Here is a 15,545-nt window from a genome sequence, read left to right as displayed (position 1 = left end):
GGGTGGTGGTGGGCGGGGTGCTGCTCGACGAGGTCGGCGGACCGGTCGGGCAGGTGGAGGCCGACCCGTTCACGTCGTTCACCGCGTCGTTGAACAGCGTCGCCGCCGGATCCAGGTCGTACAGCGAGAACATCATCACGCCGCCGAGCCCGTTGCAGTGCAGATAGTCGGCCTTGGCCTGGATCGACTGCGCGTCCTCGCCGGACCAGAAGTTGGTCCCGTCATAGAAGTACGCGGCCTGGGCCACCGGGTCCCAGTAGGTGTCCGCGGAGTTGTTGACGATCCCTGACAACTCCTTGTACATCTGGATCCCCGGCACATTGCCCGAGTCCGCGGCTCCCGCCGCGGGCCCCGACGCCGTCTGGAACAATCCGTGGGCCGATCCGGCACTCACCCCCGTCCAGCCCCGGTAGTAGAACGGGATCCCGATGTTGAGTTTGCTCGCTGGGAACCCGCCTGGGATGCCGTATGAGGAATCACCGGTGGTATACGCCTTGACCGCCTCGTCGAGGTTGTATTTGGCGTTGCCCGGTGGCACCGGGGTCATCGGGTCGTTGGGATCGCTGTAGATCGGCGACTGATGGTTCGTCGGACCGGTGGCGTCCCAACCGCCGTGCATGTCGTACGTCATCGCGTCGCCGAACGTCAGGTATTGCCCGATGTTCTGCGTCTCGATGCCGGCGGCGATCTTCTCCTGCCCGGAAGGCAACGCCGCGGACAGTGCGTAGGTCTTTCCGTCAGCTGACCCCTGAGCGTTCAGCTCGGTCCGGAATTCCTGTAGCAGCGCCGTGTAGTTCGCCTTGTCGGCCGGGGACTCGTGGTTGCCCAGGTGCCCGGCGGAGGAGGCCGGGTACTCCCAGTCGATGTCGAAGCCGTCGAAGATGCCGGCCGCGGTGCCCGCGCCGCCGTAGCCGCCGGACGCCGGGATGTTGCCCTTGATGAACATGTCGATGCAGCTCGACACGAACTTCTGCCGCGAGGCCTGGGTGGCGGCCACGTCGGAGAAGTACTTGGAGTACGTCCAGCCGCCGATCGACAACAGCACCTTGAGATTCGGGTGCTTGGCCTTCAGCTCCTGAAGCTGGTGGAAGTTGCCGGCGATGGGTTGGTTGTAGACGTCCGAAGTACCGTCGACGCTGATCGAGGAGTCGAAGGACTTCTGGTAGTCGGCGAACTGGTCCTCGGCGCCGTCACCGGCGTTCGGGTCGGTCTCCCCGCCCGGGTCCGGGTCGGTGGCCTTGGTGGTCTCGAAACAGGTGAGGTTGCTCGGGTCGATGTTCTCGAAGTCGTAGATCAGGTAGTTGAGGTTGTTGGCGGCCCCGGTCTGATCGACGTTCTTCAGGTAGTAAGCGTTCTGATAGATGGACCACTGGTCGTAGTAGGCCACCTTCAGACCGCCGGACGTGGCCGCGGCCCCTGTGGTGTTGTTGCTCCGCATCGCAGCCTGCGGGGACGGTCCGGCGCCGATGGCGGCGGAGGCACCCGCGACTATGACCGCGGAGGCGAGCACCGCGGTCAGGGCAGATCTTCGTGACGCTCTCATTTCGTGAAGCACGCTCCTGTGGCGGGAGGGATAGGACGCGCTAGCGCATAGAGCTGATCCGGGGAGCGGCGCCGCTGTGAACGGATCGGGTTGTAGGGAAGAAGTACCGCCGTCACCGGGCACTGTCAAGGGTGAGGTCTAGACCAAGGTCTAGACCTACTGGCATCGACCATGGTCATCCCGTAGCAGGTCAGCGAATAGCAAAGAAGGCCTTACGAGGTCTTGACCGCGAGGTCCGCGACGAGGAGCATGGCGCTCGCCATCGCTGGTCTAGACATCTTCGTCTCATTTCGAGGAGCCCCATGAGCCGCCCCTCCCAGCACCACCGGCAGCGCCGCGTAGCCCTGGCCGCGGCCGCCGTCCTGCCTCTGGCGATCGCCCCGATCGCCGTCGCCTCACCCGCACTGGCCAACCCCGGCACGGCCGTCACGTCGGGCACCGCCACCACGGCGGCCGCGACCGCTTCGGCGAATGCCAACAGCGGCAATGGGAAAGTGTCAGTCGGCTACCTCACTCAATGGGGGATCTACTCAGGGTTCTACGAAAAGAACCTCGTCACCTCCGGCGCGGTGAAGAAGCTCACTGAGATCGACTACGCGTTCTCCAACATCGCCCCCGACGGCACCTGCGCCAGCGCCGACTCCTGGGCGGACTGGCAGAAGCCGGTGGCCGCCGCGGACTCCGTGGACGGCACCGCAGACACCGGCGCGCAAGCCATCGCAGGGAACTTCAACCAGCTGCGCGAGCTGAAGAAGGCGTATCCGAACCTGAAGATCGTGATGTCGATCGGCGGCTGGTCGGAGTCCACCAACTTCTCCGCCGCCGCGGCGACGCCCCAGTCGCGGGCGAAGTTCGCGCAGTCGTGCATCGACATGTACATCAAGGGGAACCTTCCGGGTGTGGCACCCGGCGCCGCCGCCGGGATCTTCGACGGTGTCGCCATCGACTGGGAGTACCCGGACGAGGTCGGCAACGGCAACCCGCACGGTCCGCAGGACACGCACGACTTCACGTTGCTGCTCCAGGAACTGCGCAACCAGCTCGACGCCGCCGGCCGCGCCGCCGACCGGCGCTACCTGCTCACCGCCGACATGCCGGCCGGGCCGGAGAACGTCTCGCACATCGAGGTGGGCCCGGTGTCCAGAATCGTGGACTGGATGAACGTGATGACGTTCGACTTCCACGGCACCTGGGAGACCACCGGTCCGACGAACTTCCAGTCCAACCTGTTCCCCTCGCCGTTCGACCCCGCGCCGCGCGCGACGCCTTCGGACCCGTACCCGGTCAACGGTGAGATCTCGACGCTGGAGGTCGTCGCGAACTACCTGCGGCAGGGCGCCAGCCCGAACAAGATCGCCATCTCGGTCCCGTTCTACGCGCACGGCTGGACCGGCGTCGCGCCCGGGCCGAACGGCGACGGGCTCTACCAGCCGGCCACCGGCGTGGCGACGGACATCGAGTACAACCAGATCGCGGCCGAGCCCGGGACCGTGCACCACGACCCGATCACCGGCGCGGCGTACAAGTACGACCCGGCGAGCAAGACGTTCTGGACGTACGACGACCCGCAGAGCATCCAGGAGAAGGTGCTGTTCATCAAGGCCCTGGGACTGCGCGGCGACATGACGTGGTCGTTGGACGGCGACACGGCCGACGGGCAGTTGGTGAACGCCTTCGGCTTCGGCAAGTGACGCACGTCACAGAGTTATGCCGGAAGTCTGAAGGGAACGAATAGACCGGGTGGCTCCTCTTCACCTCGACAGCATCCACCGCAGTCGAACAGGAGGAGCCACCCGTGTCCGTTTCGCCGATGCCCCCGATCCGGGAAATCATTCACCCCGTCACCCACCGATATGTGACTGCTCGCGGCGTACGGTTCCACGTCGCCGAATCAGGGCCCGCAGACGGCGAGGTCCTGGTGCTGGTCCACGGTTTCCCGCAGCATTGGTACCTCTGGCGGCACGTCCTGCCGCACCTGTCCGCCACCCACCGCGTCCTGGCCCTGGACCTGCGCGGCTTCGGCTGGTCCGAGGCGCCGAAGCACGGCTACGGCACCGGCAACCTGGCCGAGGACGTGATCGCCGTCCTGGACGCGCTCGGTGTGCAGACCGCTTCGATCATCGGGCACGACTGGGGCGGCTGGGTCGGCTTCGTGGCGGCGCTGAAGCACCCGGAGCGGATCAGGACCCTGGTGTCGGTCAACATGACCCACCTGTGGCCGCTGCCCCGACGGATGCTGCCGAACCTGTGGCGGATGTGGCACACCGCGTTCGTCGAGCACCCGCCGCTGGGCCGGCTGGTCCTGCGGCACACCGGCTTCGCCGGATTCCTGCTCCGGCACTGGTCCGGCGACCCGGGACTGTGGGAGCGCGAAGACATCCGGATCTACACCGACGCCATGCGGGATCCGGCGCGGGCGCGGGCCGGGGAGCAGGTCAACGCGGCGTATGTGTGGCAGGAGATCTTCGGGCACCCGCTGGGGCGCTATCGGAAGGCCCGGCTGACCGTGCCGACACTGATCATCGGCGGCGAGCGCGACGTGGTGATCCCGCCGGCGGTGTTGGCGGGCGGGGAACGGCACGCCGACGATCTCCGGGTGGTCGTGCTGCCCGGCGGCCATCTGTTGCCGGAGGAGCAGCCGACGGCGGTTGCCGAGGAAGTGCTGCGGTTCTTGGGGTAGCCGCTCCGCCACTCAAACACTCGCCGCCTGCCGCGCAGCCCGCTCCTGCGCCAGCTCCGCCACCGCGGTCGACCCAGCTCGGCCCAGCTCGGCCCAGCCGCGGATGAGCAGGATCTTCTGTGGTCGGTGGCTGTTCTCACCCCTGGGACGGAGCCGCCGCACGGTTCTCGACGCCCCGCGCTCCCCCGATCGAGCGAGTTTTTGCCAGCGGTCTTTCCCCCGGTCGGGCGATCCGCCGGACGGCCTGCTCCTCGTAGCGTGACTCCATGATCAGTAGTAGAGCCCTGCGTCCGATCCTCATCGGCCTGTCGTGTCTGTCCGTGGTCGTGGTGGCGGTGCCGACCGCCTCGGCGACGCAGCCGGTCAACCCGTACGGCGCGCTCGGTGCCCAGCCCGTCGACTGGCAGGTCTGCGGCCAGGCCCCGGTGACGTACTGCGCCGACATCGCCGCCCCGATGGACTGGTACGACCTGTCCAAGGGCACGATCAGCATCCACATCACCAAGGTCGCCAGCACCGGCGGCGCGGCCCGGCGCGGCATCCTGCTGGTCGACCCGGGCGGTCCGGGCAGCGACGGCTCGGCCCTGGCCACCAGCACCGCCAAGTCCGAGCCGGATCTGCTGAACGCCTACGACATCATCGGCTTCGCACCGCGCGGGGTCGCACCGTCGACCGCTCTGGACTGCGACATCGACTGGTCCAAGTACACGCCCGTCGCCGACGAGCGCGACCGCTCCGCCGCCACCACCGAGCAGCAACTCGCCGACGCGCGCCTGGTCGGCCAGAGCTGCGGAGCCGCGCCCTTGGCCCCGTACATCACCACCGACCAGACCATCCGCGACATGGACCTGATCCGCGCGGTCCTCGGCGCGCCGAAGGTCAACTACCTCGGGTTCTCCTACGGCACGTGGCTCGGAGCGTGGTACGCCGCGGCCTTCGAGCCCCGTGCCGACCGCTTCGTCCTGGACTCGAACATGGACTGGCGCCGGACCATCAAGGACGACTACGTCGACGCCTGGGCCCAGGGGTTCGACCGCCGGTTCGAGGTGCAGTTCCTGCCCTGGCTCGCACGCCACGACGACCTCTACGGCTTCGGCACGACCACGGATCAGGTGCAGGCGTCGTTGGACGCGCTGCGCGTCGCGGTCGCGGGCCAGGGCCGGGCCAGCTCGCTGGATGTGTTGCAGGCACAAGCTCTGTACAACGCGAGCGGTTGGCCGCAGTGGGCCGGCGTTCTCAAGACCCTGCGTTCGGACCCGTCTCAGGCCACGAAGTTGCTCCCGGCGGTGCGGGTGCCGACCGGGAAGGCGGCCAGCGGCGCGTACTGGGCTGTGACGTGTGCGGACACGCCGTGGTCACATGACCCCTCGTACTGGGTGGCCGAGGGCGATCGGCTCGGGGCCGCGTATCCGTTGGTGGGTGCGGAGTCCACGGAGGAGCCGTGCGCGTTCTACCCGTATACGTCGCAGCACCCTGTGCTGCCCGGCGCGGACAACCTGCCGGCGATGTTGATGGTGCAGGACCAGTACGATCCCGCGACTCCGCTTGAGGGCGCGCTCGACGCGGCGCGGGAATCGCATCAGGCGATGGTGTTCGTGCAGGACGGCGGCAACCACATCGCATATGACACGGGCAACGCGTGCGTGGACGCACACGTGAACGACTACCTGCTGCACGGCGGCGCGCCGACATCAGCGGTCTGCGAAGCGATGCCCTTGCCGCTCGACGACAGGGTCTATTCCTAGGCAGCTCTTCCTAAGCGGCTATTCCTAGGCGGCTATTCCTAGGCTACGCGCCTGCGCACCTTGCCGAGGGTGCGCAGGACGGCGCGCTCGCCGAGGAGCAGCGGCGCGACTCTGCGGACGCCGGGGGTGCGGACCGCGCCGCATCCGGCGAGCAGGGTGCCGTCGCCGTCCGCGACCGCCGCGAAGCCGCCGACCACGAACCGGTCCTGCATGACGCACCAGCCGTCGCGCAGGTCGACGGCGAAGCGGCCGCGGTTGCCGAGCAGGCCGGTGGCGAGCGCGGAGCCGTCGGCGGCGAGTTCGAAGCGGCGGATGAAGCCGATCAGGTCGGGGATGCTGCGGTCCATGTCGGCGAGGTAGTGCCAGACACGGTCGAAGGGGACGTCTATGTGGAGCTGGCCGTAGGCGGCTGTGGGGAGGGCTGAGGCCAGGACGTGCATGCGGCGGACCGGATCGAGGTCGGTGACGGGCCAGCTGCCGGCACTGTTGATATTGCCGCTGTTGGTATTGCCGCTAGTGCCGCCGCTCATGCCGTCCACGCCTTCCGGAACGCCGCCTTGGCCCGGCTCAGCCGCGACTTGGCCGTCCCCGCCGACACCGCGAGCACCTCCGCCGCCGCTCGTTCGTCCAGGCCCTCCACTTCCCGCAACATCAGGATGGCACGGTGTTCCGGCGACAGGCGGTCGAGCACGTCCCGCACATCCACCGCCAGCTCCGGGCTCCCCGGCGCCGGGAGCTCGGCGAGCTCCGCGGGCTGCTGGCGCGCGCCGCGCTGCGCGATCCGGATCGCCTCCCGCACCGCGATGCGCCGCACCCAGCCGTACAGCGCGGCCGGCTCGCGCAGCGACTTCAGGTTCTGGAACACCGCGATCAGTGCTTCCTGCGCGGCGTCCGGACCGTCGGCGAGCGCGATCGGGGCGCACAGGCGGCCGACGTAGGGGGTCAGCTCGTCCAGGAGGCGGCTCATCGCGATCGCGTCGCCGCGCTGGGCGGCCCGGACCCAGCGGATCGCGTCCTGCCCAACCGGGGCGGCCCGCCGAGCCGAGGCGTCCGAGGCGTCCGGGACGTCCGGGACGTCCGGAACCTCCGAGGCGGCCGAGGCGTCCGCACCTGCGCTCACGCCGATGATCGTACCGGCGCCGCGAATAATCAGTTGCGCCGTATCGGGGGTCATGCCTAAGGTCTTGCGCATCGCCGATCACCGAGATCGCCGGTCCAGTTCTCCTGAAAGGAGGTGGGGACAGTGACGTTTGCCGTCATTGCCGCGCGCGCGGAATCCCGAATCATTTCCCTCCTTTCCACACGGAGAACATCACAGTGCCCAAGCACTCGCAGTACCTGACCGACGACTTCGACGACTTCGAAGATTCCTCCGCGCGCCCCGAGCGCATGCGCCGTGCCGCCGCTCCGAACCAGCTGAACCCGAACCGCAAGGGCCGCCTCACGCTGGAGGAGAAGGCCCGCCTGGCCATCGACCGCGAGAACGAGGAGATGGCGCCGCCGGAAGGCGACCGCTGGACCAACTGGCCCGACGCCGGGCACGGCCCCGAGCCGCTGCCGGAGTGGGTGATCACCGAGCAGGGCGCCTGCGACTACGAACTCGGCGTGCTGAAGACCGGCAAGGAGGCCGACGTCTTCCTGCTGCGCCGGGTCTCCCCGGAGACCGGCGCCGAGGTCACCATGGCCGCCAAGCGCTACCGCTCGAACGAGCACCGCACCTTCCAACGCGACGCCGGCTACCTCGAAGGCCGCCGGCTGCGCCGGACCCGCGACATGCGCGCGATCGAGGGCCGCACCTCGTTCGGGATGAACCTGATCGCCCAGCAGTGGGCGATCGCCGAGTTCGGCGCGCTGGCCGAGCTGTGGCAGGCCGGCGTGCCGGTCCCCTACCCGGTGCAGCTGTACGGCACCGAACTGCTGATGGAGTTCATCGGCGAGCCCGACGGCACGGCCGCCCCGCGCCTGGCCCAGCTCCGGCCCGAGCCGGACGAGCTGCTGGACCTGTGGGAGCAGCTGATCTCCGCGCTGTTGGCGCTGGCCGAGCGCGGCCAGACGCACGGCGACCTGTCCCCCTACAACATCCTGGTGCACCACGGCCGTCTGGTGCTGATCGACCTGCCGCAGGTGGTGGACGTGGTGGTGAACCCCAACGGGCGCGAGTTCCTGTCCCGGGACGTGCACAACGTCTCGAAGTGGTTCGCCGCGCACGGCCTGGCCGAACGACACGCCGATCCCGAGACGCTGGTGGCGATGCTGGCCAACGAGGCCCGGCTTTCCTAAAACCGTGCGCGCACGGTCTGAGTTTCCCATCCGGCCGGCCGCGCACGGTATCGTGCGCGGCCAGTGTCAGTTCAAGTTCCGCGTCCGGTCCAAACCCGGCGCCGGGTCAAGCCCGGCGCCAGTGCGGCCCGGCGCGGCTCCGGGGAGGATTGCCACATGCCCGAAGTCTGGGACCCGTTGGGAACGTTACGTCGCACGCTGTGGATCGGCGGCGCGCAGTGGGCCGGCAAGTCGACGGTCGCGCGCATCCTGGCCCACCGCCACGGCCTGACCGCCTACCACTACGACTACCACGACGCGCGCGGCCACCAGGACCGCCGGATCGCGCGCCGCCTCGCCTTCGGCGAGCCGCCGGAGAACCCGACCCCCGATTCGGTCTGGCTCGACAGCACGCCGCGGGAATTGGCCGAACAGACGGTGGCCGGCTTCGCGGTGCGCTTCGAGTGGGCCCTGGACGACCTGCGCGGGCTGTACTCGGAGCGGCCGATCATCGCCGAGGGCTGGGGCCTGCGGCCGGAGCTGGTCGCCCCGCTGCTGGAGTCCCCGCAGCGGATGATCGTCATGGTCCCGACCGAGGACTTCCGGCAGCACCAACTCAGCACCCTGCCGCGCGCCGCCGCGATGGGCACCTCCACCAGCGACCCGGAACGCGCCCAGGCCAACCGGGTCGCCCGCGACCGGCTGGTCGCCGAGGACGCGGTACGCCGGGCCGCCGAGTCGGGGATCCGGGTGTTGGAGGTCGACGGCTCGCGGGACGCGGAGGCGATCGCCGACGCGGTCGCGGACCACTTCAAGGAATCAATCACCTGATTCCCGGGCTCAACCGCCTGACATCGGCGACACCGGCCGGGATGCGGCGCCCACGGCCCGCGGCCCGTCGCGGCTGCGATACTGGCTGCCCGTGACGCACTCCGACCTCGCCGCCCGCATCCACGCCGTCTCCCGCTTGACCGGGCAGTTCACGCTCCGCTCGGGACGCACCGCCACCGAATACTTCGACAAGTACCGCTTCGAAGCAGACCCGGTACTGCTCGACGAGATCGCACTCCGAATAGCCGCGCTGGTACCGGCCGGGACCGAAGTGCTCGCCGGGCTGGAGATGGGCGGGATCCCGGTGGTCACGGCGCTGGGACGGCACACCGGACTGCCGTGCGCGTTCGTACGGAAGGCGGCGAAGACCTACGGGACCTGCCGGCTCGCCGAGGGGGCGGAGGTCGCCGGACGCCGGGTGCTGGTGGTCGAGGACGTGGTCACCAGCGGCGGGCAGATCGTACTGTCGACGGCGGACCTGCGGGCGCTCGGCGCGGACGTGCGCGAGGCGTTGTGTGTCATCGACCGGGAGCAGGGCGGCGCGGAGGCGCTTGCTGTGGAAGGGATTCAGCTGCTGTCCTTACTTACAGCCGATGACCTTCAGCGCCCCTCACCCCACTAGGAACCGCGCGAACCCCGAAGTCTCCACGGTCCGCCCATCCGGCAGCACCGCGTAAGCCTCGATCCCGTCCCGCTCCTGAGCCCACTGCAACCCGCGCTCCGGTCCCATCGCGAACACCGCGGTCGCGTACGCGTCCGTGCGCGCGATCCGCGTGCCGATCAGCGTCACCGACGCGAAGCCGGTCGCCGGTTCGGCCGTGGCCGGGTCGATGATGTGCGCCCCGCGTTCGGCCGTGCCGGAGGTGGCGACCGCGAAGTCGCGGCCCGACACCAGGGCGGCGTAGCGGTCCGGCTGCCGCGGGTCCGCGATGCCGACGGTCCAGGGGCGGCCGAGTCCGGGCTCGCCGCAGGCCTGGACGTCGCCGCCGCCGACGATCAGGTGGTTGCGGGAACCGGCCTGGCGCAGGAGGCGGTCCACTTCCTCGATGGCCCAGCCCTTCACCCATCCGCTGGGGTCCAGGCGGCCGGCCGGGTACGCGGTGAACGCCCCGTCGGTGTCGGCCTCGACCTCCGCGCAGCGGCGCAGGACCTCGGCTACTTCCGGGTCGCGTTCGACGGACTCGCCGCGGGCCATACGGCTGATCGCGCTGTCCTCGCGGTAGGTGGAGAACTTCGCGTCGATCGTGTGCAGGCGGGCCACAGCGGTCGCGATCCCGGCGCCGAGCCGGGACTCTTCTACCTCGTTTATCTCGTTTATCTTGTGTATCTCGTCGCCTCCCGCACCGGCCTCGACCACGATCGAGAAGACCGTGCCCATCACCGGCTCGACATGCCGAAGGGTCACGCGCCCGCCTTGTCTATCGCGCTCTGAAGCGACTGCTGGTAGCCCTCGCTGGTGTAGGTCGCGCCCGAGACGCCGTCGATGTTCGCACTCTGCGCGCTCATCGCCTCCTGGTTCAGCTGCGGGATCGCGTAGGTGTTGATCTCCTGGTCCCGGCCGGTCTCGGTGGGGTACTCCAGGACCTGGATCTGGGTGATCTTCTTACCGCTGAAGGTGACGGCCAGCTGCACCGGCCCGTATCGCGTGTCCGCGGCGTCGCCGGTGACGGTCTTCGAAGCGCCGGCCGGGGCCACGCCGGAGGCCGGCGAACCCGCCGCCGAGCCGGGCTGCGACGACGACCCCGAAGACCCCGAAGTCCCCGATCCCGACCCGGACCCCGAAGCAGAGCTCGAAGACGGCGCCGAACTCGGCTGGCTCCCGTCCAGCGCACCGGACTGGGTGATCGTGAAGTTGTTGTTCGCACTCTTGGCGGCAAGCGGCGTGTTGCTGTGCGGCTTCAGACCGAGCAGCAGGACGACCCCGGAAACAGTCGCGGTGCCGGTGACGATCGCGCGTCGCATGAACGCCTCTCTAAAACTCGAACGACTCGTGGTGGATGTGGGAACCGGGCACCCCGGCCCCCCGCAACGCGGCGATGACCGCCTGCTGCATCGGCTCGGGCCCGCACAAGTACACGTCGTGCGCCTTCAGCTCCGGCACCAGATTCATCAACCCGCGCGGGGTGAGCGTCTTGCCGTGCCGGCGGCGGCTGCCGACCAAGTACACCAGCCGGGCGCCGCGGTCGCGGGCGATATCCTCCAGTTCGTCGCGGAAGATGATCTCCCGGTCGCTCCCGGCCCGGTAGAGCAGGGTCAGGCGGCCGGGCAGGGTCTCGAACAGGGCGCGGATCGGCGTGATGCCGACTCCGGCGGCGATCAGGAGCACCTGCGGCAGGCGGGCCTTGTCCTCGGTGAACGCCCCGTACGGACCCTCGGCCCGCACCTTCGTCCCCGGCCGCAGCTTGGCCACCGCCGCACTGTGGTCGCCGAGGTTCTTGATGGTGAACCGCAGGAAGTTCGGGTGCGGCGCGGCCGACAGCGAGTAGGGGTTCGCGACCCAGCGCAGGCTCCGCGTCTGGAACTGGAGGCGGAAGAACTGCCCCGGGCGGGCGTTCAGATCCTCCAGCCGCTCACCCTTCAGGATCACCGAGTACACCCCCGGCCCCTCCGGCACGATCGAGTGCACCCGCAGCTGGTGCCGCCGGTCCCGCACGTACGGCATCCACAGCCGGTACCACCCCAGCACCAGCGCGGCCAGCACGTAGTACGCGCTCCACAGCGTCTGCTCCGGCTGGACCGACAGGTCGGCGCCGTTGGCGATCTGGTGGCTGAAGGCCAGCGCGATCGCCAGGTAGGTGGCCAGATGCAGGTAGTACCAGGTCTCGTAACGAAGCTTGCGCCGGGCGACGCGCGCCGAGACGATGCCGGTCCCGAACAGCAGCAGCGTGGCCAGCGAGCCCTTGATCATGTCCGGGTAGTGGAAGACGATGTCCACGCCCTCCGACACCACGCCCTTGCCGTCGGTGAGCGCGTAGCCCCAGATGATCGTGACGATGTGCGCGCTGACCAGGAAGATCATGTAGCGCCCGCACAGCGCGTGCCAGCGGGCCAGCCGGTCGCTGCCGACCCGGTGCTCCAAGAGCGGGATCCGGGCCATGAGGAGCAACAGGACCGGTGCCGTGTAGCCGGCCAGCAGCCCGGTGATCCGCCCCGCGCCGTCCAGCCAGCCGGCCGCACCGACCACGCTGTCGGTGGCGTGCCACCAGGCGCCCAACACCGCCGCGGCCCCGGCCGCCATCAGCGTCAGGGCCAGACGCGGGACGATCTCGGGCGACGGTTTGGCACCGGTGGCACCGGTCGGTGCGGTGTCGCGGGGCAGTGCGGTCGTGCTCATGGCTCCGAGATAAACAGTCCCACCTTTGAGTTTCCTCAGAACGCCCGCGTTCCCCGGGAATCCTTAACCAATCTTCACGCGCGATGTGGACGATGACCATCATGCCTGCGAAATTCGCGAACCCGACCGAACCCTGGCGCTTCCTGGTCGTGGATGACGAGCCGGACCTGGTCGAGGTGGTCTGCGGTGCGCTGCGGCACGAGGGCTGGGACGCGGTCGGCGCGCACGACGGCCGCGAGGCGGTCTCGGCCGCGGCGACGTACCAGCCGGACGCCGTGGTGCTGGACATGATGCTGCCGGACATGGACGGTATGGAGGTCATGCGCCGGATCCACACCAACCGGCCCGAGGTGCGGGTACTGTTCCTGACCGCGCGCGACGCGGTGGAGGACCGGATCGCCGGCATCGCGGCCGGCGGCGACGACTACGTGGCCAAGCCGTTCAGCCTGGACGAGGTGGTGGTGCGGCTGCGCAGCCTGGTCCGGCGCACCGCGCGCGGGCGGGCCGGCCGGGCGGCCAGCCCGGACTGCCTGGTGGTCGGCGACCTGGTCCTGGACGAGGCCGCGCGGGAGGTGACCCGGGGCGGTGAACCGATCGAGCTGAGCCCGAAGGAGTACCTGCTGCTGTGGTTCCTGATGCGGCACCCGCGCCAGGTGCTGAGCAAGTCGCAGATCCTGTCCGAGGTGTGGTCGTACGACTACGGAGGGCAGGCACACGTCGTGGAGCTCTACATCAGCTATCTGCGCAAGAAGATCGACGCCGGCCGCCCGGCGATGATCCACACGGTCCGCGGCGCCGGATACGTGATCAGGGCCGCCGCTGCGTGACCCGCCTGCGGCCGCGGACGCTGCGCGGACAGCTGACCCTGGGGCTGGTGGCGCTGCTGGCGGTGATCTTCGTCGGCGTCGGGATCGGCACCACGGCCCTGCTGCGCGGCTTCCTGGTGACCCGGCTGGACCAGCAACTGACGGCGGCCGGCCCGCGCTACGCGCAGAGCCTGGAGCACGAGCTCGCGGCCGCCGACACCCGCGGGCAGACCCAGGGGACGTTCGGGGCCCGCGCCGCCGACAGCGTGATAACGCAGGACGGCGTGGTCGACGGGACCAGCATGACCGGCGACAACACCGGCCAGGTCACCCTGTCGGCGGCGGATTCCCGGGCCCTGTTGGCGCTGCCGACGGACGGCTCTCCGCACACCCTGTGCTTGTCGGCGCTCGGCGATTACCGGCTGCGCGCGGTCAAGGGCGCCGACGGCGACTTCCTGTTCACCGGCCTGCCGCTGTCCCCGGTCTCGGCCACCGTCCGCGAGCTGGCCCTGGCCGAGATCGCGCTGTTCGGCGGCGCGGTGGTGGCCGCCGCGCTCGGCGGCGCGGCCTGGGTCCGGCTGGCGCTGCGGCCCCTGGACCGGGTCGCCACCACCGCCGAGCGGGTCAGCACCATGTCACTGGCCAGCGGTGAGGTGGCGCTGGACGTGCGGGTGCCGGACGCGGAGCGCCAAGACGAGGTGGGGCGGGTCGGCGCGTCGCTGAACCGGATGCTGGGGCACGTCGGCGACGCCTTGGCGCGCCGGCAGGCGGTGGAGCGCCGGCTGCGGGACTTCGCGGCCGACGCCGGCCACGAGCTGCGGACGCCGTTGGCCGCTGTGCGCGGGCACGCCGAGCTGGCGCTGCGGCGTGGTGACGAGATACCCCCCGACGCGCTGCACGCACTGACCCGGATCGAGGCCGAGTCCCGGCGGATGGGGACGATCGTCGACGACTTGTTGTTGCTGGCGCGCCTGGACGCCGGACGGCCGCTGGAGTCGACGGAGGTGGATCTGACGCTGCTGGTGCTGAACGCGGTGGACGATGCGCAGGCCGCTGATCTCGCGGAGGCGGGGGATGTCACCGCTGATATCACCGCCGATATCGCCACTGACGTCACCGCGGCCCGGACCCGGCACGAATGGCGCCTGGACCTGCCGACCGCCCCGGTGACGATCCCCGGCGATCCCCACCGGCTGGCGCAGGCGGTGGCGAACCTCGTGACGAACGCGCGGGTGCACACACCGGCCGGGACCAGGGTCACCGTCGGCATCGCAGTACACGCCGACCGGGTGCGGCTCGCGGTCGAGGACACCGGGCCGGGCCTCGCCCCGGACCTCACGGACCGGGTGTTCGACCGGTTCACGCGCGGGGACCCGGCACGCTCGCGGGCTTCGGGGAGCACGGGGCTCGGGCTGGCGATCACGCGGGCGGTCGCGGAGGCGCACGGGGGCCGGGTCGGGGTGGTCTCCGAGCCGGGGCGGACGGTCTTCGAGTTGGTGCTGCCGGTACGGCCGGTACAGCCGGTGCGGCCGCCGAAGTGAAGATCAGATGTGAGCGGCATTGCTAGGGTCGGCGCCATGACCGTCGATCACGTCGCGCATGTCAGGGGCCTGAACCTGCACTACCGGGAGACCGGCCCGACCGACGGCCCCGCGCTGGTCGCCGTGCACGGCCACCCCGGCCGCGCGCACATCTGGGACGCTACCGCCGCCGCGCTCGAAGGCTTCCACGTCTTCGCACTCACCCAACGCGGCTACGGCGACAGCGACCGGCCGGGCAGGTACGGGTTCCCGATCTGGCGCGACGATGTGTTCGGGTTCGCCGACGCGCTGGGCCTGGACGAGTTCGTGTTGCTGGGCCACAGCATGGGCGGCACCGTCTCGGCACTGGCGGCCGAGCAGCACCCCGAACGGCTCAGAGCTCTGATTCTGGAGGACACGGTCCCGCCGAAGCAGGGCCTGAAGCTGCCGGCGCCCAAGCGTCCCGAGGAGGAGCCGCCCTACGACTGGGACGTCCTGCCGGCGGTCTTCGACGCGATCAGCACGCCCGACCCGGCCTGGTGGCACGACCTCGCCCGCATCACGACGCCCACGCTCGTGCTCGCCGGCGGAGCCACCAGCCACGTACCGCAAGACCTGCTCGCCGAGGCCGCCGCGCTCATGCCCGGCGCGCGCCTGGTCACGCTGGAGGGGGCGGGGCACACCCCGCACCGCGATGCCCCCGAACGGTTTCTCGCAGAAGTACGTGGCTTCCTTGCCGACCTGGGGATCATGCCGGCCCAGCGACAGTGAGCCGCGCCGTGTCGGCTCGCGACCACACTCGTGCTCGCTCCGGCCGACGCGCGCAT

Annotated in this window: 15 protein-coding genes; 9 read left to right on the top strand and 6 right to left on the bottom strand. The window is 70.0% G+C overall.

Annotated elements, in window-relative coordinates; translation table 11 throughout:
• Nucleotides 1-1,543 (bottom strand): glycoside hydrolase family 18 protein (locus IZR01_RS23100; RefSeq protein ID WP_194925082.1); only part of this gene is annotated, 1,543 nt, incomplete at its 3' end.
• Nucleotides 1,544-1,845: 302 nt separating this feature from the next.
• On the opposite strand from IZR01_RS23100, the gene IZR01_RS23095 reads away from it, so the two are divergent.
• The 3 genes from IZR01_RS23095 to IZR01_RS23085 all read left to right on the top strand — a co-directional run bounded on the left by IZR01_RS23095 (nt 1,846) and on the right by IZR01_RS23085 (nt 5,968).
• The gene (locus tag IZR01_RS23095; protein WP_194925081.1) at nt 1,846-3,234 is read left to right on the top strand and encodes a glycoside hydrolase family 18 protein; all 1,389 of its coding nucleotides are present in this window, start codon (nt 1,846-1,848) and stop codon (nt 3,232-3,234) included.
• 164 nt (nt 3,235-3,398) lie between these two features.
• On the top strand, nt 3,399-4,223 hold the full coding sequence (locus IZR01_RS23090) for an alpha/beta fold hydrolase (protein WP_194897573.1): 825 nt from the start codon (nt 3,399-3,401) through the stop codon (nt 4,221-4,223).
• Nucleotides 4,224-4,489: 266 nt separating this feature from the next.
• A complete protein-coding gene (locus tag IZR01_RS23085) occupies nt 4,490-5,968 on the top strand; it encodes an alpha/beta hydrolase (RefSeq protein ID WP_194925080.1) in 1,479 nt (492 codons plus the stop codon).
• A 38-nt stretch (nt 5,969-6,006) separates the two neighbouring features.
• Here the strand turns inward: IZR01_RS23085 and IZR01_RS23080 are convergent, their stop codons facing one another.
• Complete coding sequence (locus IZR01_RS23080; RefSeq protein WP_194925079.1) at nt 6,007-6,498, bottom strand: hypothetical protein; 492 nt, start codon at nt 6,496-6,498, stop codon at nt 6,007-6,009.
• Nucleotides 6,495-7,088, bottom strand: coding sequence for an RNA polymerase sigma factor (locus IZR01_RS23075; protein ID WP_323747075.1), 594 nt, complete (start codon nt 7,086-7,088; stop codon nt 6,495-6,497). The genes IZR01_RS23080 and IZR01_RS23075 overlap by 4 nt, the downstream gene beginning before the upstream one ends.
• Before the next feature lie 269 nt (nt 7,089-7,357).
• On the opposite strand from IZR01_RS23075, the gene IZR01_RS23070 reads away from it, so the two are divergent.
• The 3 genes from IZR01_RS23070 (at nt 7,358) to pyrE (ending at nt 9,680) form a co-directional block, all read left to right on the top strand.
• Nucleotides 7,358-8,248, top strand: coding sequence for a serine protein kinase RIO (locus IZR01_RS23070; protein ID WP_194897583.1), 891 nt, complete (start codon nt 7,358-7,360; stop codon nt 8,246-8,248).
• Nucleotides 8,249-8,404: 156 nt separating this feature from the next.
• A complete protein-coding gene (locus tag IZR01_RS23065; protein ID WP_194925078.1) occupies nt 8,405-9,058 on the top strand; it encodes a hypothetical protein in 654 nt (217 codons plus the stop codon).
• A gap of 91 nt (nt 9,059-9,149) precedes the next feature.
• Nucleotides 9,150-9,680 carry an orotate phosphoribosyltransferase gene (gene pyrE, locus IZR01_RS23060; protein WP_194925077.1) on the top strand — a complete coding sequence of 177 codons (531 nt, stop codon included), beginning with the start codon at nt 9,150-9,152 and terminating at the stop codon, nt 9,678-9,680.
• Here the strand turns inward: pyrE and IZR01_RS23055 are convergent.
• Genes IZR01_RS23055 through IZR01_RS23045 form a run of 3 tightly spaced genes read right to left on the bottom strand, consistent with a single transcriptional unit; the run spans nt 9,669 to nt 12,392 of the window.
• Complete coding sequence (locus IZR01_RS23055; protein ID WP_194925076.1) at nt 9,669-10,463, bottom strand: FAD:protein FMN transferase; 795 nt, start codon at nt 10,461-10,463, stop codon at nt 9,669-9,671. The genes pyrE and IZR01_RS23055 overlap by 12 nt on opposite strands.
• Entirely contained in the window at nt 10,460-11,020 is a 561-nt protein-coding gene (locus IZR01_RS23050) for an FMN-binding protein (RefSeq protein WP_194925075.1), read from the bottom strand. The genes IZR01_RS23055 and IZR01_RS23050 overlap by 4 nt, the downstream gene beginning before the upstream one ends.
• A 10-nt stretch (nt 11,021-11,030) precedes the next feature.
• Entirely contained in the window at nt 11,031-12,392 is a 1,362-nt protein-coding gene (locus IZR01_RS23045; RefSeq protein ID WP_194925074.1) for a ferredoxin reductase family protein, read from the bottom strand.
• A 92-nt stretch (nt 12,393-12,484) separates the two neighbouring features.
• Here IZR01_RS23045 and IZR01_RS23040 point away from each other — a divergent pair, with 92 nt between their 5' ends.
• From IZR01_RS23040 to IZR01_RS23030, 3 genes are read left to right on the top strand one after another with little or no spacing between them, the layout of a single operon-like run.
• Nucleotides 12,485-13,219: a response regulator transcription factor gene (locus IZR01_RS23040; protein WP_194925073.1), complete on the top strand. Its 735-nt coding sequence runs from the start codon at nt 12,485-12,487 to the stop codon at nt 13,217-13,219.
• Complete coding sequence (locus IZR01_RS23035) at nt 13,216-14,739, top strand: sensor histidine kinase (protein ID WP_194925072.1); 1,524 nt, start codon at nt 13,216-13,218, stop codon at nt 14,737-14,739. Before IZR01_RS23040 ends, IZR01_RS23035 begins: the two co-directional genes overlap by 4 nt.
• Before the next feature lie 36 nt (nt 14,740-14,775).
• On the top strand, nt 14,776-15,489 hold the full coding sequence (locus IZR01_RS23030) for an alpha/beta fold hydrolase (RefSeq protein ID WP_194925071.1): 714 nt from the start codon (nt 14,776-14,778) through the stop codon (nt 15,487-15,489).
• The last annotated feature ends 56 nt before the right edge of the window (nt 15,490-15,545 follow it).

Origin of the sequence: Catenulispora pinisilvae (assembly GCF_015356865.1) — a bacterium.
Classification (GTDB): domain Bacteria; phylum Actinomycetota; class Actinomycetes; order Streptomycetales; family Catenulisporaceae; genus Catenulispora; species Catenulispora pinisilvae.
Note: the sequence above shows the minus strand (reverse complement) of the source record. Positions and strands in the feature narration are given on the sequence as shown.

Excerpts from the sequence above, each read along its gene's own strand:
- IZR01_RS23040 (WP_194925073.1), top strand. The coding sequence starts at position 12,485 with ATGACCATCATGCCTGCGAAATTCGCGAACCCGACCGAACCCTGGCGC.
- IZR01_RS23030 (WP_194925071.1), top strand. The coding sequence starts at position 14,776 with ATGACCGTCGATCACGTCGCGCATGTCAGGGGCCTGAACCTGCACTAC.
- IZR01_RS23085 (WP_194925080.1), top strand. The coding sequence starts at position 4,490 with ATGATCAGTAGTAGAGCCCTGCGTCCGATCCTCATCGGCCTGTCGTGT.
- IZR01_RS23070 (WP_194897583.1), top strand. The coding sequence starts at position 7,358 with ATGCGCCGTGCCGCCGCTCCGAACCAGCTGAACCCGAACCGCAAGGGC.
- IZR01_RS23050 (WP_194925075.1), bottom strand. The coding sequence starts at position 11,020 with ATGCGACGCGCGATCGTCACCGGCACCGCGACTGTTTCCGGGGTCGTC.
- IZR01_RS23080 (WP_194925079.1), bottom strand. The coding sequence starts at position 6,498 with ATGAGCGGCGGCACTAGCGGCAATACCAACAGCGGCAATATCAACAGT.
- IZR01_RS23065 (WP_194925078.1), top strand. The coding sequence starts at position 8,405 with ATGCCCGAAGTCTGGGACCCGTTGGGAACGTTACGTCGCACGCTGTGG.
- IZR01_RS23045 (WP_194925074.1), bottom strand. The coding sequence starts at position 12,392 with ATGAGCACGACCGCACTGCCCCGCGACACCGCACCGACCGGTGCCACC.
- IZR01_RS23095 (WP_194925081.1), top strand. The coding sequence starts at position 1,846 with ATGAGCCGCCCCTCCCAGCACCACCGGCAGCGCCGCGTAGCCCTGGCC.